We start from the raw sequence: 17,982 nt of genomic DNA, 5'->3' as shown, positions 1-17,982 counted from the left end.
TCAGCTCACGCAGGAAGTCCCGCACCCGCCTCCGCACCCCGCACCGGCCATCCAGCCTCCGCACCCGCACCCCGCACCCCGCCCCCGCACCCCGCCCCCGCACCCGCACCCCGCAGCCCAGGACCCCGGCCGCAGCACCGCATCCGACAGGCCGGGGTCTTCCCCTGCCCGGTGACCCGAACCGAGGAACCATGTCCCTTCCGCAGCTGAGCGTCTACCGGCACGACCACACCACCCGCGCCCTGATCACCCTCGCCGGCGAGATCGACCTGGTCACCGCCCCGCTCGTGCACGCCGTACTGGCCGGATGCCTGGACGACGGCATCCGCACCGCCGACGTCGATCTCACGGCGGTGACCTTCTGCGACGTCCTCGGACTCAACGCCTTCCTCGCGGCCTCCCGGCTCGCCGCCGACGCCGGCATGACCCTGCAACTGCACTACCCGCCCCCGGCGATGGCCCGCATCATCGAGATCACCGGCTCCGGCTTCCTGCTCCACGAGATCCACGCCCCTCGACCGCTCGCACATCAGGTTCCCGCCGCCCTGGCCGGTGCGCTGTGACGGCCCCGCCCCGCCGGAACCCGCCACGGCGCATGGACAACGCACCGTCTCCCGCCCACGCGGTACGTCTGCGCAGGCTGAACCGCTGGCAGGCCGAGACCGTGCGGGAGGAACTGGCCGATCTGTACGTGGAGTCCTCCCGGGCGCAGGCGGGCGAGGAGTACCGGGGCCGGACGGTGTTTCTGCGGCGGCTCACCCACGCCATCCGCCAGCCGGGATTCGCCCTGCTGGTCGCCGAGAACACGACGTTCACCGGTTGTGTCTACGGCTTCCCCGTGCCGCGCGAGGGGACGTGGTGGCGGGGGTTCGAGGGAACCCTGCCGCAGAGCGTCGAACAACTGACCGCGTCCGGCCATGTCTTCGCGATCACCGAGATCCTGGTCCACCCCCATACGGACGAGCAGGGCCTCGCCCGCCGGCTCCAGGAACGGCTGCTCGCCGACCACCACGCCTCGCTCGGGGCGACGCTGGTCGACCAGTCCGACGCTCGGGCCTTCAACACCTTCCTGTCATGGGGATGGCAGGACATCGGCTCGATCCACCGACCGTCGGCCTCCACCCTCCCGCCGCTCAGGGCACTGGTCCTTCCCCTGGGTGACGGCCTCGCTCACGAAAACCGCACACAACGCCCCGGCTGACAACCGGCCATCTGTCCTGATTGTGCTCCGTCGGTTCGCGTAGGAGATCTACGCCAGGTGTCCGTGAGTGACGACCGAGTGACGGAGCCGGGCGGCGGTCGTCCCGGCGGGGGACGGTCGCCTTCGATGCGGTGCCGATCAGGGTGTCGTCACCTGGACATTCCCTCTCCGTCGCGGTGCGTGACCGCATATGCGGGGGGTGTGCACGGACTTCGGGTGAGCGGGCGTCTCTCCGGTCCCACCCGTCACGAGACGTACATCGGTCGTCACCCGAACCGTAGGTATCAATCGGGGCGAACAAACTATTGAGATCAATTGTGTGATGAGTAGGCTCCCCTCTGACACGGCGCGGACCCATTTCGGACAGTCCGCCATCGCCAGCATGCCGGGGACTTCTGTGGCACTCCACGCACGAGCGGCAAAACAGCAGACAGGCCAAGAAGCGGACACCGGGCAGGGCGGTCAGGAGACGGTTCCCAAGCGCAGGCTGTCGCTGCGGACGATCCTGCTCATCCTGGCTCTGGTCCCCACCCTCGCCCTGGTCTCCGTGTGGGCGATGAACTCGGTCCAGCTCTACGGCGACTGGAAGAGCGTCCACGACCGCATCGAGGTGGGCAAGAAGGTCGGGACGCCGATCGCCGCCGTCGCCTACCAGTTGCAGGTGGAGCGGCAGCTGAGCGCGGTGGTACTCGCCGACCCCAAGTCCGGCCGGTCGGAACTGGCGAAGCAGCGTGCGCTCACCGACCGGTCCGTCAAGGGCTTCGAAGCAGTCGCCGACTCCATGCCGGCCGGTCTCGACAAGCGTTTCCAGAAGGTCGGCCGGGGCCTGGAGCGACTGCCCGCGTACCGGGAAGCGGTGGACAAGCGGGACACCACGCAGCAGCAGACATTCGACGACTACACCGCTGTCATCGCCTCGAACATGCAGTTCTTCGAGGACTTCACCACCGTCGGCATCGGCGAGGTCTCCGTCCTCACCAGGCCGCTGCTCGACGCGGCATGGGGCCAGGAGATGATCGCGCGCGAGAGCGCGATCTTCACTGCCGGAGCGGCGAGCAGTGGCCTCACCGGTGCGCAGCGCTTCCAACTCGCCGAGGTGATCGGCAACCAGCAGCACATCTACGAGGACAAGGTCATACCGCGGCTGCCCGACAAGTACGCCAAGACGTACCAACGGCTGCTGTCCGGCGCGGACTGGAAGCAGAAGACCCGGATCGAGAACACGATCCTGATCGCCACGAGCCCCGGGCAGGACGGCCGTACCCCGGTGCCCGTACAGCTCGGCGACGAGGGGCGGCAGAGCTACGACGAGATCACCCCCCAGCTGCTGCAGGCCAGGGGCGCGTACTCCGACTACCTCGTCCATGCCACCGAGGACAAGCTGAACGGCATGATGACCGACCTGGTCGTCAACAGCGCCGTCGGCGCCGCGGCCGTACTGCTGGTGTTCCTGGTCTCGCTGCGGCTCACCGGAGTCCTGCGCCGCCGTATCTTCGGGCTCCGTTCCGCCGCGCTGGAACTGCAGACCCGGCTGCCCGACCTGGTGGAGCGGCTGCGCCGGGGCGAGACCGTCGACACGGACGCCGAACTGCCCGAGGTCCGCTACGGCGACGACGAACTGGGCATGCTCGGCCAGGCCCTCAACCAGGCCCGCGCCAGCGCCCTGGAGACGGCCGTGCGGCAGGTCGAGCAGTACCGCGGCTTCGAGCGTCTGCTGCAACGCATCGCCCGACGCACCCAGTTGCTGATCGGCATGCAGATGAAACGTCTCGGCGAGATGCAACGGCGGTACGAGGATCCCGAGGTCCTCGAAGGACTCTTCGACATCGACCACCTGGCCGCCCGGCTGCGCCGCTACGAGGAGAACCTGGTCATCCTCGGCGGCGGTCAGCCCCAGCGGCGCTGGCGCAATCCCGTGCTGCTGCTGGACGTGCTGCGCTCCGCGCAGGGTGAGGTGCAGGACTACCGGCGCATCCGGATCGACACCGAGGGCGAGATCTGGCTGTCCCAGCGAGCCGTCGGACCCATGGTGCACGTACTGGCCGAACTGATGGAGAACGCGGTGTCGTTCTCCAAACCGCCGACTCCGGTGGAGGTGTCCGCGTCCCGGGTGGGCCGCGGCGTCGCGGTCGAGATCGAGGACCGCGGCATGGGCATGGACCCCGAGCAGTACGCCGAGGCCAACCGGGTGATGGCCGACCCGCCCCGGATGGACGTGATGTCCCGCGCCGACGACGCCCGCCTCGGGCTGTACGTCGTGGCCCGGCTCTCCGCCAACCTGGGGCTGAAGGTGGAGCTGCGGCCCTCCTCCTTCGGCGGCACCCGGGTCGTCGTACTGGTGCCGGGAGAACTGATCTCCGACGGGAGTCCGAGCCCGGAGCCGCCGAACGGCTCCGCCACCCGGGCCGGACTCGCGGTCATCGGCACGCCCCGCTCCGGACCGGACGATGACGCCGACGGCTCCTGGCCGCAGCCGCCCCTGCACACGCACGCGCTGACGCAGGCGCAGACGCAGCCGCACCCCGCCGACCAGGAGGCGTTCACGCGCCCGCTCATCGGGCCCTGGGCCAGACCCGCCACGGCCCCCGCCGCCATGCCCTCCGCAGCCGTGGCCCCCACGCCCGATCCCGGCCCGCTGCCCCGGCGGGTGCGGCAGGCCAGTCTGGCCGCCGAACTCCGCCACCCTCCCCGTGCGTACGCCGAGGCGCCGCGCGTCGAGACGACGTCGGAGACGGAGCCGTTGCCACGCCGGACCGGGGCGCGCCGCTCCGGTGCCACCGTCGGCGCCTTCCAGCGCCAGTCCCGCATGGCCCGGCTCGGCACCGGATCCGGATCCGGCTACGACCAACAGCCCACCTACCCGTCACCGGGCCATGACGCGGCCCGCGAGGAAGACAGACGATGACTCTGCGAACCACTGCCACCAACTCCGACCTCGACTGGCTGCTCGACCGCTTGGTCGACCAGGTTCCGGGCACCAGGAACGCCGTCGTGCTGTCCGACGACGGCCTGGTGGTGAGCCAGTCCAGCAGCATCGACCGGGTCGACGCGGAACGGCTGGCCGCCATTGCCACCGGCCAGCAGAGCCTGGCCCGCGGAGTCGGTGAGGTCTTCGGCGGGGGACCGGTCCACCAGGTCATCATCGAGCTCCATGAGCTCTGGCTCTTCGTCAGCTCCGCCGGCCGGGGCACGCACCTGGCGGTCGTCGCGGACCAGGAGGTGGACGCCGAGGTGATGTCCGTGGCGATGCACACCCTCGTGCAGCAGGTCGGACAGCGCCTGGGCACCGAGGTGCGGGTCGTCCCGGAGAGTGGGGGAGGACGTGGGTGAGCCACTGGGCCGACGAGGCACCGGACGACGAGTACGCGGAACAGAGCTTCGTCAGGCCGTACACGATCACCCAGGGGCGTACGACGTCCGCCCGGGACGACCTCACGCTCATCACCGTGATCGCGACCGTCGTCGCGCCCGGTGAGCCGCCCTCGGACCGCGGTCTGCAGCCCGAGCACCGGATGATCCTCCGGCAGTGCCGCGCCCCGGTGGCCCTCGCCGAGGTCGCCGCCGGACTGAACCTGCCCGTGGCGGTGACGAAGATCCTTGTCTCCGACCTGATCGCGCTCGGCAGGGTGACGGCCCGGCCACCGCTGGTGGTCGCGGTGGGCCAGGGGCCCGACATGACACTTCTTCAGGCGGTGAAAGATGGCCTACTCAGACTCTGACTTCCAGATCCGGACCCAGAGCCAGCCCCAGGCTCCGGCGGCGGTGAAGATACTCATCGCGGGCGGCTTCGGCGTGGGCAAGACCACCATGGTCGGTGCCGTGAGCGAGGTCGTGCCCCTGAACACCGAGGAGCACCTGACCGTCGCGGGCGTCGGCGTGGACGACGTCGACGGGGTGGACGAGAAGACCACCACGACGGTGGCCCTGGACTTCGGCCGGATCACCGTGAGCGCCCAGCTGGTGATGTACCTCTTCGGCACACCCGGCCAGGAACGTTTCTGGTTCATGTGGAACGACCTGGTGCACGGTGCTCTCGGCGCCGTCGTCCTCGTGGACACCCGGCGCCTGGAGAGCAGTTTCGCGTCGATCGACTTCTTCGAGAACCGGGGCATCCCCTTCGTCGTCGGCGTCAACTGCTTCGACGGCCGCCAGGAGCGCACCGTGCCCGAGGTCCGCGAGGCCCTCGACCTCGACCCCGACACCCCCGTCCTCCTGGGCGACCTCCGCCTGCGCCATGCGAGCCGCGACCTGCTGCTGGCCCTCATCGAGCATCTGATGGCGGGCCAGGGGCCGCTCCCGAGCCACCAGGCGGGTGAGTTGCAGACCGGCGCCCGGCCGCGGCCGTAATCGCAGACCGGCGCCCGGCCGCGGCCGTCATCGCGGTCCCCGTCCGGTCAGTGCCGGGAGGGCGGGTCCTGCGGGTCCACGCCGGTCTTCGCGGCGGCGTCCCTGGTGCCGCTCGGGCGCTGGGAGCGGCCCTTGGGGCCGGTGTCGCGTCGGCCCTTCTCGTCCTTGCCGGCGGATTCCTCGCCACGTGCGCTGCGGCTCTCCACCGTGTCGCCCGGTACGGACTTCGTCTCCTCCTTGGACTTCGTCCGCCCCCGACCCTTCCCGCCGCCGTGCTCGGCGGTGTGGAAGGAGCGGTGGGCGCTGGGGTTGTCCTGCTGACGGGTCTCGTCCACGTCGGGCGACCAGCCGTGCTGTTCGCCCTCGTGACGGCTCGGGCCGTCCTGTTTCTTCGCCATGGGTCGACCTGCTTTCGACGAGGGCGATGCCTGTACGTCGCCCCGTGGGGGAATTGTCTCCCTTTGCTCGTTACGTGTATGTCGCACCTACCTGGAGCCGTGCCTGCTCCGCGGGGTCCCTTCCTCGGGGAGCGGGAGTGGAGGCGCGGTGGCGAGGAGGGGTCAGCCCGGCCAGGTGCCGGTCAGACGGCGGGCCGCCACGGCGCCGCCCCGGTCGACCGCGGCCTTGACTCCGGCGAAGATCGCGCCCTGGAGGACGGCCGCCGACAGGACCTCGCGCCAGCTGCGCTGCTCGTCGGTGGCGTCGGGGGCGCCGCCCTCGTGCCCGAGCCTCTTCCAGACCTGCTTGAACACCCCGCCGGCCAGCGCGCCGCTCACGGCGCCCAGAGCCAGGCCCACCGGCTTGTAGGCGATCTTCGAGGCTTTCATGGCCGCCTCCTCACACGACGTACGGCCGGCGGTGCGATCAGCGTTAACCGGTCACCCGAGTACCGTTCCTAAAGACTAAGCGGGAGTGAGTCCTGTCGCCAGGTCTCTCGCTCGGCCGAACGCCCCGGACGGTGTTGGGCGTTCTGGTTGCCCACGTTCGCTCCGCGTCCGGGCGGCACGGATCGTGTCCGTGGTCCGGGGATGCGGGGGCGGGTTCCCTCACGCCCAGGAACATCCGGTCCGGCCTGGACGGTCCGATGCCCCACAGCATCACTCCGGTGCTGTGGGGGCGGTGCCGTCCGTCGCCGGATCGGGTGTCCCTGGGCGCGCCTTCCGATCGCCACGGCAGCAGCATCGTGGCGAGTGGTCTTACGAACCGTGCTGGTCAGGGGCTTCTGCCAGTGCTGGGCGCCCCATTTCGAGGTGTAGGCCGGGTCGACTGCGATGACCGCGATACCCGTCCGGTCCGCCATCGAGGCCAGCCGGGCGCGGAGCTTCCCCGTGGGCATGCCGGAGATCAACTGCCGGAAGCGCTTGCGGCGGCCGTGTTTCTCCCGGGTCTTTTCCGTACCGAAGTCCAGGTCCTCCACCGCGATCGCCTTCACACCGCACGTTTGGGCCCAGTGCAGGAGGCGGGTGAGGGCGTGGCGGACCTGGGCGTCGCGGTGCTGGGCGGTGCCGGTCAGATCGTAGGAGAAACGGCGCGGGCTGCCGGTCGGATTGCCGTGGCTGTCGAGATGCCAGGCGGCCAGGTGATCGGCGTTCATGTCGACCCCGATCACGCCGTGGGCGAGCACCGCCGCGATGGGGAGGGTGGGGGTGGGCGGCCTCTGCCAGGACGCGGTCAGGTACCAGCGCTCCCGGCCGGTGTCGTAGTGGATGCGGTAGGCGACCGCCCGGTTGGCTGCGACCCGGTCCGCCCACTCGCCGCCCCGGTGCGCGAACACGACCCTGCTCGCGAGGACCCAGCGGCCGTGCGGGGCGTTGGCCAGATGCGCGAGCGGTGCGGGGAGCTTGAGGCTCACCACCCCGTCCGGGCTGACGCGGATGGTCTCGTTGCCGTAGCGCTTGCCGGATTCCCCGTCGGCCTGGCAGAACCAGCGTTCCGCCTCCCAGCCCCGGCGCCATGCGGACTCGGTGAGCTGGGCCGCTTCCAGGTGGTGCCGGGTGCGGGCCAGCAGCTTGCCACCGCGTACAACGTGGACGAGTCCGGCCTCACGGTCGGCCCGCGCGGTAGCCAGCCGGTCCTGAAGCAGCCGCAGCCGCCTGGACTTCGCGTGCCACTCCCGCCGGGACCGGTAACCCCCCGGTGCCCGTCTGGTCTCCTTCTGCCCGACCGGCAGGGACAACCGGTGCTCGATGGTGCGGATGCCCGCTTCCAGATTCTGCAGGTGCGCCGACTGGCAGCGGCGGGCCAGCGCCCACCGGTCGTGCGTGGCTTTGGTGATCGCCCCCGCCCACCGCGACGACGACAGCGGCGTCAGCTCCCGTTTACGCGCCGCCCACGTCTCACCGGAGTGCACCAGGCCGTCCCGGCACCGCGTCTTGAGGTCCTTCGAGGCCAGCGACCCCAGATGCCCGCCGACCAGACGCAGCACTTCCTCATCGTCCGATGCCAGGTGCTTGAGACGGGTCCGCACGGCCACACCGGACGGCCCGGACGCGACGAACGGCGCCGCGATGCTCCTCAGCTCACCCACCCCGTCACCTCCGCCCGGAACCCACTCCCAGCACACTGTCACCGCGTCCAACGACCAGGTCCCACAGAAGGTCACGCATTCGATGCGAGAACGTCAGTTCATCACCGGAAACCGGGGCCACCACCGCGACTCACAGCACGACACAGACCACCCACACTCACTCCCGTCCACCAGAACACCCTTGAACACACTCCAGCGGCAGGACTACAACCCCCGACGCCCCGCGCTCGCAGCCTTCGACGCCGCCGGCCACACCGTCGAGGCGGGCACCGACCTCCTGGTCTGTCCGTACCTCACCCACCGCGACCCCGAACTGTGGCCGGACCCGGAGCGGTTCGACCCCCGGCGCTTCACCGCCCCGGACGGCCGGCCCACCCACCCGGGCGCCTACTTCCCCTTCGGCATCGGTCCCCGGGCCTGCCTCGGTCTGCAGTTCGCGCTCCGCGAATCGACCGTCCTGCTCGAACACCTGCTGCCGGCCCACACCCCGGCCTTCCACTCCGCTCCCACCAAGGCGGTGTACGGCATCACCGTCCGCCCCGACGGCCCCACCCCCGCGACCCTGACTCCGGCCCTGATGGCGGGGTGATCCCCGGCGGGCCCTACGCTCGTGCCCGACATGGAGACGACACGGAACTGGGCGCTGCCGGGGCTGCTTCTCGCCGCGCAGGTGCTGATGCTGTGGCCCGGGGCCGAGCTGCTCGACAGCCGGCCACCGGGCCCGGTGGGCGTCGTCGGCATTCTCGTCGCCGTCACGGTGGAGACCGTCGCGCTGAGCCGGCGGCGGCGCACACCCGTGCGGGCGCTGGTGTGGACCCTGGGGGCGTCGGTCCTGGGCCAGGCGACGGCGTACGACGAGTACGCCGATCTCGGCCTGCCGGTCGCCCTCTACTCCGTCGTGGTCCGCTGCCCCGCCGCGGTCACCTCGCGCGCCCTCGCCGCGGTCGTCGGCTCGTGCTGGCTGCTGGCCGCCGTACGGTTCGGCCCCCACACCGCACTGGTCACCCAACTCGTGCTCCAGGCGGCCACGTACGTCATCTGCGTGGGCCTCGGGCTGGCGCGGCGGCAGTGGCTGGCCGGGAGGCTGGCGGCGGCCCGCGTGCTGGCCGCGGCGGAGGAGGCCCGGCAGCAGGCCGGCGAAGCCGAACGCGGCAGACTGGCACGGGAGTTGCACGACGTCGGCGCGCACCATCTGACCTCGGTCGTGGTCACCGTGGACGCGGCCCGCAGACTCGGCGACCGCAAGCCCGAACTCGTCGCCGAGGCGCTGGAGTTCGCCGAGCGGGCGGGACGCGAGACCCTGACGGCGATTCAGCGGCTGGTCGCGGTGATGCGGGACGCGGGTCACACCGACGCCCGGCCGATGACCGGCCGCATCCAGGAACTGGTCTCCGCGTTCGGCCGGTTGGGCCGCCCGATCGCCGTCGAGATACCCGACGACCTCGCCGGGCCCGCCGCCGAGGCGGTGCACGGCATCGTCCGCGAGGCCCTCACCAACGCCCTGCGGCACGCGCCCGGAGCGGCTGTGCGGGTCGCCGTACGCCGTACGGACGGGACGCTGGAACTGACCGTGACCAACACCGCCAACGCCACCGCGCGCGGCACGGCCGACCACGGCGGCCACGGCGACTACGGCGGCATGGGATCCGGCAGGGGCCTCACGGGCATGCGGGAGCGCGCGGCGGCCGTCGGCGGGGAACTCAGCGCGGGCCCCGGTCCCGACGGGGGCTGGCGCGTCCACGCCGTGCTGCCCGACACCACGGGCCCCCGGCAGTCCGCGGTACGTCCCCGGCGGCGCGACTTCCCGCGCGAGCAGAGGGTGACGGACACCGCGCTCGTCTTCACCGCGACCGTGCTTCCCCTGATCGTCCTGCTGGTCGCCGCGGAGGACGGGAACCAGTACGACGGCGGCGCCGGCGCCTGGGGCATCGCCCTGGTGTCCGCGCTGCTCACGCTGCACGCGCTGCCGCTGCTGTGGCGGCGACGCGCACCCTGGGCGGTTCTCGCCGGAGTACTGGCCACGTCGTGGCTGTGGCCGGTGGCCTGCGTGTCGACCTCGCTGTCGGGACAGCTGTCGCAGTTCCTGGCGGGCGGCCTGATGGCCGAGACACTCGCCGTGTACGCCCTGGGAGCCTACGGTCGCGGCGCCGCGGACACCTGGCCCTCGCCGTTCCTGGCCGCGGGAGCGAGCGCCGGTGCGCTGACCGTGACGGCCGCCGTCGACGGCGCGCTGGCCGGCGGGGATCCCTCCCCGCTCACCGCGCTGCTGATCATCGTGCCGCTGAGCGTGCTGTTGTGTCTGGTGTTCCCCCTGGCGTGGGGCGTGGGGCTCGTCGTCCGGAGCCGGCGGCTGCGCGCAGTGGCCCGCGACGACCTCGCCCTCAGCCACTCCCTGTGGCAGGCGGAGACCGCGGCGGGCGCCGAGCGGTACCGGCTGGCCGCCCGGCTGCGTGACGCGGTGCTCCACCGCACCTCGACGCTCGTCGAACTCGCCCACCAGGGACGACTGGAGGAGGTCGCCACCGAGGCCCGCGCGGCCCTCACCGCCATGCGCGAACTGCTCCACGGCATGAACGACGGAGAGGGTGCCCAGGGAGGAAGGGAGCGTGGGCGGGACTCCGCGCGGCGGATCCCGTCGCAGCCGAGCGCGGCCGACCTCGACGCGCTGTGCCGGGCAGCGGGCCGGGACGGCCGGAAGGTGCGTGTGCACGGCCTCCCCGAGGCCGCCGCGGGGCTGCCGGAGCCGGTGCTGCTGACGGCGTACCGGATGCTGGAAGCGGCACTCGGCGCGGGAGACCGGGGACCTGTCCGGGTACGCCTGCGGACGCGCCGGCGACGGCGCCCGGGAGCGCTGCACCTCACGATCACCGGTGTGCGCCTGGCGGCGACGGGCCCGGTCGCGGAACGCCTGCGGGCGCAGGCGGCTGCCGCGGAAGCCGACGTCACCTTCGAACCGGCCGGTACGGTAAGGGCGTTGCTGCCGCTGCCGGCCGGACCGGGTCCGGTCACCGCCCAGGAGGTGTCCCCGTCGCCACACGCGTGATGGTCGTCGACGACCAGGCGGTGGTCCGTGCGGGGTTCGCCGCCATCGTCGACGCCGAACCCGATATGACCGTGGTCGGCGAAGCCGGCGACGGTACGAGTGCCGTGGAACTCGCCGGCCGCGTGGCACCCGACCTGGTCCTGATGGACATCCGGATGCCCGGCATGGACGGCCTGACCGCGACCCGTCTCATCACCGCGCTGGAGCCGGGGCCCCGCGTTCTGGTGCTCACCACCTTCGACCTCGACGCCCATGTGTACGAGGCCCTGCGCGCCGGTGCCTCGGGCTTTCTGCTCAAGGACACCCACCCCGAGGACCTCCTCACCGCCCTCCGCGTCGTCGCCTCCGGCGAGGGCATCCTCGCTCCGGTCGTCACCCGCCGCCTGATCGACGCCTTCGCCCAGGGCGCGCCCCCGCCGCCCGCCGTGACCGGCGTCCTCGGCCGGCTCACCCCGCGCGAACGGGAAGTGCTGCTCCACATCGCCTCGGGCCTGGCCAACGCGGAGATCGCGGCCACCCTGGGCGTGGCCACCGGAACCGTCAAGACCCATGTCAACGCGCTGCTCACCAAGCTGGGGCTGCGCGACCGGGTGCAGGCGACCATCCTGGCCTACGAGACCGGCCTGATCCGCCCCCGCGGCGCACTCCCGGGCTGACCGGCCCCCTGGGCCGTGACCGTCAGCCCGCCGGGACGGTCAGGGCACGGATGTCGCTGTACGGCGAGTAGTTCTCGGCCGCGTCATAGGTACGGGCCCGGTACTCGTACCTGCGCCCGTCGGCGGGCAGCGGGTCGCAGACGGTGGCCGTGGCGGGGTCGAGGCGCGGGTCGAACGCCTTGTGCAGGACGACCGACCAGGTGTCCGTCCCCGCCTCGCGGCGCTCGATCTCGAAGCCGTGGAAGTCGCGGATCGGGGCCGGCGTGTAGTCGGTGGCGGTCGCCCGGATGCCACTCGCGCAGGAGCCCAGGGTCAGGCCGGGGGCGTAGGCGGGGGCGATGCCGTCGGGGATGCCGAGCCAGAGTTCGTTGGTGGCGGATGCGTTGAGCCCGAGCGGGTTGTAGGTGGTGGTGCCGCCGTCGTTGGTGACGAGGACACGGTAGTGGCGCCACTCGCCGTCGGCGGTGATCGTGCCGGTGGTCCAGGTGTTGCCCTTGGTGGTGCCGAGCGGGACCCAGGCGTAATTGCCGTCCACCAGGTCGTTGCTCAGGACCGTGTAGTGGTCGAAGTGCGGCTCGGTGTTGAGGGGCCACTTCAGGGTGACCCTGCCGGTCGCCCCGTCGTAGCCGCCGGTCAGGGAGGCGACGACGGGCAGTGGCCGGACCACGACGTCCGTGCTCCCCGGTGAGGTGTTGCCCGCCTTGTCCCTGGCGCGCACCTCGTAGGAGTACGGCGTGCGGTCGTCGGGGTTCACCAGGGGGTCGGTGTGGGCGCGGGCGGTGGTCGTGGTGACCTTCGTCCAGGTACCGGAGCCGACCGGCCGCCGGTAGAGGGAGTAACCCGCCAGGTCCATCTCCTTGTTGGCGGACCAGGAGACGGTCGTCCTGCGGGTCGTGGTGTTGTAGGCGGTCTTCACGCCGACGGGGGCGAGCGGTTTCGTCCTGTCGTACGTGGCCGAAGTCCGGGGCGTGTACGTGTACTTGACCTTCGCGGCGCCGGTCCAGTTCACGTAGTCGACGCGGAGGGTGTGCTTGCCGCGGGGGACGGTGAGGTTGACGCTCTTGGCGCGGGCGGTGTCACCGGTGCTCTTCCACAGGTCGACCTTGCGGGCGCCGTCCAGGTAGACGCGGACGCCGTCGGTGGCGGAGACGGCGAACGTGAAGGGGCCGCCGGAGCCGAAGTCGCGGGTCACCGACCAGCGGACACCGAAGTTGTTCGACGGCACACGGGAGACCGGGCTGCCGGACCAGCTCTCGCTGACGGCGCTGTCGCAGTCGGTCCTCACCGGGGAGCCGGAGAACGAGGTGTTCTTGTAGAACGTCCGCTTGTAGACGTTGGCCGAGCAGGTGACGTCGGCGGCTGCCGCCTGCGGGGCGGCGGTCAGCAGACTGCCGAGGACGACGGCGGACATGGCACCACCGGCCCGGGCGGCGACGAGACTCTTCTGGCGCACGGGGACCTTTCGCGCTGTGAACGGGATGACGTACAGCGTGGTGACTCGCGAGGCCGAGGGAGGGTTGCACGGCACACCCACAAGGAGCGGCAGCAGGACGTTGCAGCTATGGAGTGTGAGCAAGGCAACTCGACTATGGCTAAGGGTACTTGTCCAGTTTTTGTGCTTGCCATGGTTACAGATGGCAATATGCGCGGCAACGGCGGGACCCCACAGACGGGCGCAACGGGTGGACACGTTTCTCACAACTCTGGCCGGCACTTGGGCGGGCATGATCCGGTTACCCGGCCTGGCCGAGGAGGACCTCCCGGCTGCCAGAGGCTGGGTCGCCGAACTCACGCTGCTGGGCCGCCCGGCGGCGGTACACGAACGCGTCCGCCGTACGCATCCGGGCTTACGGGCGACAGGGACGATCGCACTGCTGCGCAGCGCGCGGGACGGCATGGCACGGGGGGACGAGACCGGACCGCCCGTCCAGGGAGCCGGGGAACTGCTTCTGACCGTCCTTGCGACCTCCGACGGTGCGCAGGGCTGGAGAGCGGCGCAGGGCATAGTGCCCGGCTGGGACCTGTTCAAGGCGCACGGGCATTTCATCGTCGGCGCCGCACAGCCTCCGGCGGCGCGATGGCAGGCCCGCCGCGCCTATCGGCTGGCCGCCGACGAGTACGCCGCCGGCCGCGACGGCGGAGCCCGGGGTCTCGCGGCCCTCGCCTCGCTCGCCGCGGCCGTCACCGGACGTGACCTCGGCGGGACAAGAGACGTCAGGACGGCCGTCGACCGACTGGCCGAGCTGGAGCCCAAGGCCGCGGCGGAGCTCGAGCGGGCCCTGGACGACCGCGGGAAGACCCTGGACGCGGGGCGCGCGAGCGCCCTGCGGACGGACACCGCCGGTCGGAAGGGCGTGGTCGGGGGATCGGCGGCGAGTCCGCCCGGGCCAACCACTCTGGAGCGTGCCGAGCACCTCCAGAAGGAGGCTCTGCGGCTGGCCGACGGCATCGAACGGGCCGTCGAGAACGCCCGCGAGGCCGACCGGCTGCTGGCCGGGCTCGACAGGCCGCCAACCGCGCTGACCGCGCTCGTGGGGGAGCTGACCCGGCGCGAAGCGTGGCGGGACGCCCTCCGGGTGCTGGACGAACAGCACCGTGCCGCGCCGGAGGACAAGGAGATCGTCCATCGGATGGCCCGGTGCCACGGACAACTCGGCGACTGGCCCAAGGCCAAGGAACTGTTGACGGGGCTGATGGGATACCGCGTCGGCGAGCGTGTGGGCATCCGGCACATGGCCACCCTCCAGGTGCTGTGCGACCTGGCGGTCGCCCTCGGCCAGGACCACGGTCCAGAATTCAAGAAGTGGGTCGAGGAACTGGAGGTGGGCGTTCCGTTCACCCACATGTTCGTGGGCGGCCCCGAGCGAAGGGCGCCGCGGACACCCCGCACGGCTGTGCACATGGAACGGCGCGGAGCCGACGGGTATCTGAACTTCAACCCCGGAGTCGACGTCAAGTCCCTGTCGGAGGAGGAACACCAGGCCCACCTCATGGCGGCCATCGCCGCCTGGCTGCCCGAACGAGAGCGTGCCGGCCTGCTCCGGGACCTGGCCGGGCACGATCCGGAACAGACCGCCGAGGTGTCGTCCCTCACGACGCGGAACGTGGCCGACGAACACTTCCGCAGAGGCGAACGGCACTTCGCGGCGGGCAGGCTCGACCAGGCACAGCGGGAGTACGAGACGGCCATCGAGCAGGACCCCGACCACGCGGAGGCCTGGCACCGTCTGGGCGTCGTTCTCCGCTACCGCGGGCAGCACCACCTCGCCCAGGCGTACAGCGAGGAGTCCCTGGCCATCGAGCCCACCGCTCACGCGCACGCGCTGCTCGCCGTATGCCTGCTGAGCACCGGGGCGGGACCGCGGCGTGCCCGGGAGCAGTACGCGAAGGCCCTCGAACTCGATCCGGCCGAGGAACAGGCACGGGAGGCGCTGGCCAAGCTCGACGAGGAGCAGCCGGCCTGGCCGTTCAGCCGTCCGGGCAGTCTGGACGCCACCCCGGACCGCCAGGACTACGTCCTCGGCCTGGCGATGTTCCTCGGCCCGGTCGCCCCCGTCGACCCGTCCCGCCGGTCCTCGGCCCCGCCCCCGGACGTGGCCGGAGTCGGGGACGCCGTGCTGGCCGCCGTGCGGCAGAACGAGCCCGGAGGCTTCGTGCACGTCGCCGACGACGAACGGCGTGCGTCCGCCTGGATCGCCGCGGCCGGCCCGCACCGCCTCGTCAGGGCGACCCTGCAGGCGTCCTTCATCGCGGAGCACTATCACCACAAGGACCGGGACATCGCCCGCTGGAAGCTCTGGACCCAGCGGATGCTGAGGCTTGCCCAGGCCCTGCCCGCGGACCTCGCCGCGCACCCGAGCCGACTCGGCCTCAGCCGTGACCGGCTGCTCGCCTACGCCTTCTCCGCGGTCGCCGACGTCCGCATCGCCGACCACCAGCTCCCGGAGGCCCAGGCGTGTCTGCGACGGGCCCGGGATCTGCTGCTCGCGGACGAGGCTGTGCGCGGCAGGACCGGTGCGGGCGTGCCCGAGTACGACCGGCTGTTCGCCCCGCGCAGCGTCCTCGCCACGGTGCTGCGCGGGCTCGCGATGGTGTGCCGCCGGCTCGGTGACCGGATGGCCGCACTGACGTACGCCCACGAGGCGCAGCGGGCGGAGGAGGACCGGCCCACGACCCGCACGGAGGTCGAGAGGTACGTTGCCGCGGGCCGCAACGCCCTGCGGCAGGGCAAGCGGGACTTCGGCATGGGCGCGTTCCAGGAAGCCGTGCGCCTCGCGGAGGACGAGAACCCGAACCTCGTCGTGCCCGTCACACTGATCAACGCGATCGTCGGGCTGGGGCGGGCGCGGCACACCATGGGGATGCACCGCAGCGCTCTGGCGTGCTTCGCACGGGCCCGGCAGCTCGAGGAGCAGACCGGCATGTCCCGCCGGGCGACGGGCTGCCACCTGGACATCGCCCGTGTGCTCCGCGCCCGCCCCGACCTGGGCGAGGCCCTGGGCGGCGACGCACGGCACCACGCGGAGCAGGAGCTTCTCCTTGCGAGCGTGCGTGACGAGACCGGCGCCGGGAGCGAGGACCCGCTGTGCTGGACGGCGTCGGACGGGGTCCGGTACCGGGTGACCAAGGCCGAGCAGGCCAAGCCGGCGCTGCTGGAACTCGCCGGGCTGTTCCAGGAGTCGGGCGAGGACGACACCGCCGTGCAACTGCTGACGGTGGTCACGTACGTCGCCGACCTGCTGCATGCGAACGCGGCCGACGCCGACCAGCGGATCGCGATCCAGAACGAACAGGTCGGCTCCTTCGCCGAGTTGACCCGCATCCACTTCCGTCGTGCCGACGGCGACGGTGACGCGGATGCGTTCCGGCATGCCTGGGCCGCCCACGAGGCGATGCGGGCCAGGACCTTCCTCGACGTGCTGGGCGAGGCCGAACTCACCGTGCCCGCCGAGGTGCCGGCCGGGCTCGTACGGCGCGAGGCGGAGCTGCTCGCCCGGCGCGCGGGCCTGCGTGCCTGGACGGGCGAGCGCAGCCCGGACTTCTGGGAGTCGTACCGCGAAGTCCAGGGCGAGCTCGACGACATCTGGGCGGCCATGCGGCAGGAGGCCCCGGCTGCCGCGGCCTACGCCGAGGCACGGCAGGGTCGTCCGGCCGACCCGGACGACATCGCGAGGACCCTGACCACCCTGGTGAAGGGCCGGACCGTGGTGCTGGCCAGTCTGGTCCTGCTCGACGACCGGCGGCTGGGCGTGATCGCGCTGCGCTCCGACGGCTCCGGCCCACGGCTCCGCAGCCTGTCGGCCGACGTGAGTGAGCTGGCCGGGTTCGTACGGCAGAACTTCGGTGGTTGCGACCGGGTACGGCCCCTGGCAGCCGACATGGAGGACCTCTTCCAGCACCAACTCGCCCCTGTTGCGGACCTGTTGGCCTCGGTCTCCGATCCGGAGGACGTGCTGCTCGTCTGTCCGACCGGTTTCCTGCACCACGTTCCGCTGGGGGCGATCAACACCGGCGGGCGGACCCTGCTGGAGCGCAACCCGGTGAGCCTGCTGCCCAGCGGCTCCTTCCTGCGGGTGGTGGGGTCCGCGCGGTCCGGCTCCGCCGACCGCCGCGTCGAGGTCTTCGGCGATCCGACCGGCGATCTGCACGGCACGCGCGTGGAGGCGCTGCGCCTCGCCGCGGAGTTCGGGGTCCGGCCTGTGCTGGGGCGGGACGCGACCATGGGCGCCGTCCTCGACGCGCTCACCCGGACGTCCGTTCTGCATGTCGCCGGGCACGCCCGCTTCGACGCCACCGACCCGCTGGCCTCCGGTCTCGTCCTCGCCGACGGACTGCTCACCGCACGGGACATCATCCGGCACCGGGCGCCGGACCTGTCCCTCGTGACGCTGTCGGCCTGCGAGACGGGAGTGAGCGCGACCGACGCGGCCGACGAACTCACCGGCCTCACCCGCGCGTTGCTCTTCGCCGGCGCGGACTCCGTGCTCGTCAGCCTGTGGAAGGTGCCGGACGGTCCCACGGCCGAGATCATGGGCGCGTTCTACGACGGCATCGGCCGGCGCTGCCTCAGCAGAACCGACGCGTTGCGCGAAGCCGTACTGACGGCCCGGGAGAACAACGGCCCGAAACGGTTCGACCGTTGGGCGGGATTCCAACTGACCGGCGACTGGCGCTGACGGCAGCGCACGGGAAGAACACGGAGCGGACA

General features: G+C 71.8%; 14 protein-coding genes. 10 read left to right on the top strand and 4 right to left on the bottom strand.

The window, feature by feature from the left end; translation table 11 throughout:
• The 6 genes from ACFPIH_RS52190 to ACFPIH_RS52165 all read left to right on the top strand — a co-directional run.
• On the top strand, positions 1-563 hold a 563-nt coding region (locus ACFPIH_RS52190), incomplete at its 5' end, for an STAS domain-containing protein (protein WP_385879198.1).
• A gap of 32 nt (positions 564-595) precedes the next feature.
• The gene (locus ACFPIH_RS52185; RefSeq protein WP_381186770.1) at positions 596-1,201 is read left to right on the top strand and encodes a hypothetical protein; all 606 of its coding nucleotides are present in this window, start codon (positions 596-598) and stop codon (positions 1,199-1,201) included.
• Between the two features lie 382 nt (positions 1,202-1,583).
• A complete protein-coding gene (locus ACFPIH_RS52180; RefSeq protein WP_381186768.1) occupies positions 1,584-4,106 on the top strand; it encodes a sensor histidine kinase in 2,523 nt (840 codons plus the stop codon).
• Complete coding sequence (locus ACFPIH_RS52175) at positions 4,103-4,531, top strand: roadblock/LC7 domain-containing protein (RefSeq protein WP_381186766.1); 429 nt, start codon at positions 4,103-4,105, stop codon at positions 4,529-4,531. Before ACFPIH_RS52180 ends, ACFPIH_RS52175 begins: the two co-directional genes overlap by 4 nt.
• Positions 4,528-4,920: a DUF742 domain-containing protein gene (locus ACFPIH_RS52170; protein ID WP_381186763.1), complete on the top strand. Its 393-nt coding sequence runs from the start codon at positions 4,528-4,530 to the stop codon at positions 4,918-4,920. The genes ACFPIH_RS52175 and ACFPIH_RS52170 overlap by 4 nt, the downstream gene beginning before the upstream one ends.
• Entirely contained in the window at positions 4,901-5,548 is a 648-nt protein-coding gene (locus ACFPIH_RS52165) for a GTP-binding protein (RefSeq protein WP_381186760.1), read from the top strand. The genes ACFPIH_RS52170 and ACFPIH_RS52165 overlap by 20 nt, the downstream gene beginning before the upstream one ends.
• A 47-nt stretch (positions 5,549-5,595) precedes the next feature.
• Here ACFPIH_RS52165 and ACFPIH_RS52160 read toward each other — a convergent pair whose 3' ends face one another.
• The 3 genes from ACFPIH_RS52160 to ACFPIH_RS52150 form a co-directional block, all read right to left on the bottom strand.
• Entirely contained in the window at positions 5,596-5,946 is a 351-nt protein-coding gene (locus ACFPIH_RS52160) for a hypothetical protein (RefSeq protein WP_381186757.1), read from the bottom strand.
• Between the two features lie 162 nt (positions 5,947-6,108).
• Positions 6,109-6,375 carry a DUF4235 domain-containing protein gene (locus ACFPIH_RS52155; RefSeq protein ID WP_381186754.1) on the bottom strand — a complete coding sequence of 89 codons (267 nt, stop codon included), beginning with the start codon at positions 6,373-6,375 and terminating at the stop codon, positions 6,109-6,111.
• Between the two features lie 68 nt (positions 6,376-6,443).
• Entirely contained in the window at positions 6,444-8,075 is a 1,632-nt protein-coding gene (locus ACFPIH_RS52150; protein ID WP_381186751.1) for an IS200/IS605 family accessory protein TnpB-related protein, read from the bottom strand.
• 181 nt (positions 8,076-8,256) lie between these two features.
• Here ACFPIH_RS52150 and ACFPIH_RS52145 point away from each other — a divergent pair, with 181 nt between their 5' ends.
• The 3 genes from ACFPIH_RS52145 to ACFPIH_RS52135 are packed head-to-tail and all read left to right on the top strand — an operon-like array spanning position 8,257 to position 11,774.
• On the top strand, positions 8,257-8,664 hold the full coding sequence (locus ACFPIH_RS52145) for a cytochrome P450 (RefSeq protein WP_381186748.1): 408 nt from the start codon (positions 8,257-8,259) through the stop codon (positions 8,662-8,664).
• Between the two features lie 30 nt (positions 8,665-8,694).
• Positions 8,695-11,118: a sensor histidine kinase gene (locus ACFPIH_RS52140; protein WP_381186745.1), complete on the top strand. Its 2,424-nt coding sequence runs from the start codon at positions 8,695-8,697 to the stop codon at positions 11,116-11,118.
• A complete protein-coding gene (locus ACFPIH_RS52135) occupies positions 11,118-11,774 on the top strand; it encodes a response regulator (protein ID WP_381186743.1) in 657 nt (218 codons plus the stop codon). The genes ACFPIH_RS52140 and ACFPIH_RS52135 overlap by 1 nt, the downstream gene beginning before the upstream one ends.
• 22 nt (positions 11,775-11,796) lie before the next feature.
• On the opposite strand, the gene ACFPIH_RS52130 is transcribed toward ACFPIH_RS52135, so the two are convergent.
• A complete protein-coding gene (locus ACFPIH_RS52130) occupies positions 11,797-13,227 on the bottom strand; it encodes a PA14 domain-containing protein (RefSeq protein ID WP_381186740.1) in 1,431 nt (476 codons plus the stop codon).
• A 271-nt stretch (positions 13,228-13,498) separates the two neighbouring features.
• Between ACFPIH_RS52130 and ACFPIH_RS52125 the strand changes: the two genes are divergently transcribed.
• Complete coding sequence (locus ACFPIH_RS52125) at positions 13,499-17,950, top strand: CHAT domain-containing protein (RefSeq protein WP_381186737.1); 4,452 nt, start codon at positions 13,499-13,501, stop codon at positions 17,948-17,950.
• Positions 17,951-17,982 lie beyond the last annotated feature (32 nt).

Origin of the sequence: Streptomyces vulcanius (assembly GCF_042653945.1) — a bacterium.
Taxonomy (GTDB): Bacteria; Actinomycetota; Actinomycetes; order Streptomycetales; family Streptomycetaceae; genus Streptomyces; species Streptomyces mangrovi.
Note: the sequence above shows the minus strand (reverse complement) of the source record. Positions and strands in the feature narration are given on the sequence as shown.

Excerpts from the sequence above, each read along its gene's own strand:
- ACFPIH_RS52185 (WP_381186770.1), top strand. The coding sequence starts at position 596 with ATGGACAACGCACCGTCTCCCGCCCACGCGGTACGTCTGCGCAGGCTG.
- ACFPIH_RS52180 (WP_381186768.1), top strand. The coding sequence starts at position 1,584 with ATGCCGGGGACTTCTGTGGCACTCCACGCACGAGCGGCAAAACAGCAG.
- ACFPIH_RS52175 (WP_381186766.1), top strand. The coding sequence starts at position 4,103 with ATGACTCTGCGAACCACTGCCACCAACTCCGACCTCGACTGGCTGCTC.
- ACFPIH_RS52165 (WP_381186760.1), top strand. The coding sequence starts at position 4,901 with ATGGCCTACTCAGACTCTGACTTCCAGATCCGGACCCAGAGCCAGCCC.
- ACFPIH_RS52160 (WP_381186757.1), bottom strand. The coding sequence starts at position 5,946 with ATGGCGAAGAAACAGGACGGCCCGAGCCGTCACGAGGGCGAACAGCAC.
- ACFPIH_RS52155 (WP_381186754.1), bottom strand. The coding sequence starts at position 6,375 with ATGAAAGCCTCGAAGATCGCCTACAAGCCGGTGGGCCTGGCTCTGGGC.
- ACFPIH_RS52140 (WP_381186745.1), top strand. The coding sequence starts at position 8,695 with ATGGAGACGACACGGAACTGGGCGCTGCCGGGGCTGCTTCTCGCCGCG.
- ACFPIH_RS52135 (WP_381186743.1), top strand. The coding sequence starts at position 11,118 with ATGGTCGTCGACGACCAGGCGGTGGTCCGTGCGGGGTTCGCCGCCATC.
- ACFPIH_RS52125 (WP_381186737.1), top strand. The coding sequence starts at position 13,499 with ATGATCCGGTTACCCGGCCTGGCCGAGGAGGACCTCCCGGCTGCCAGA.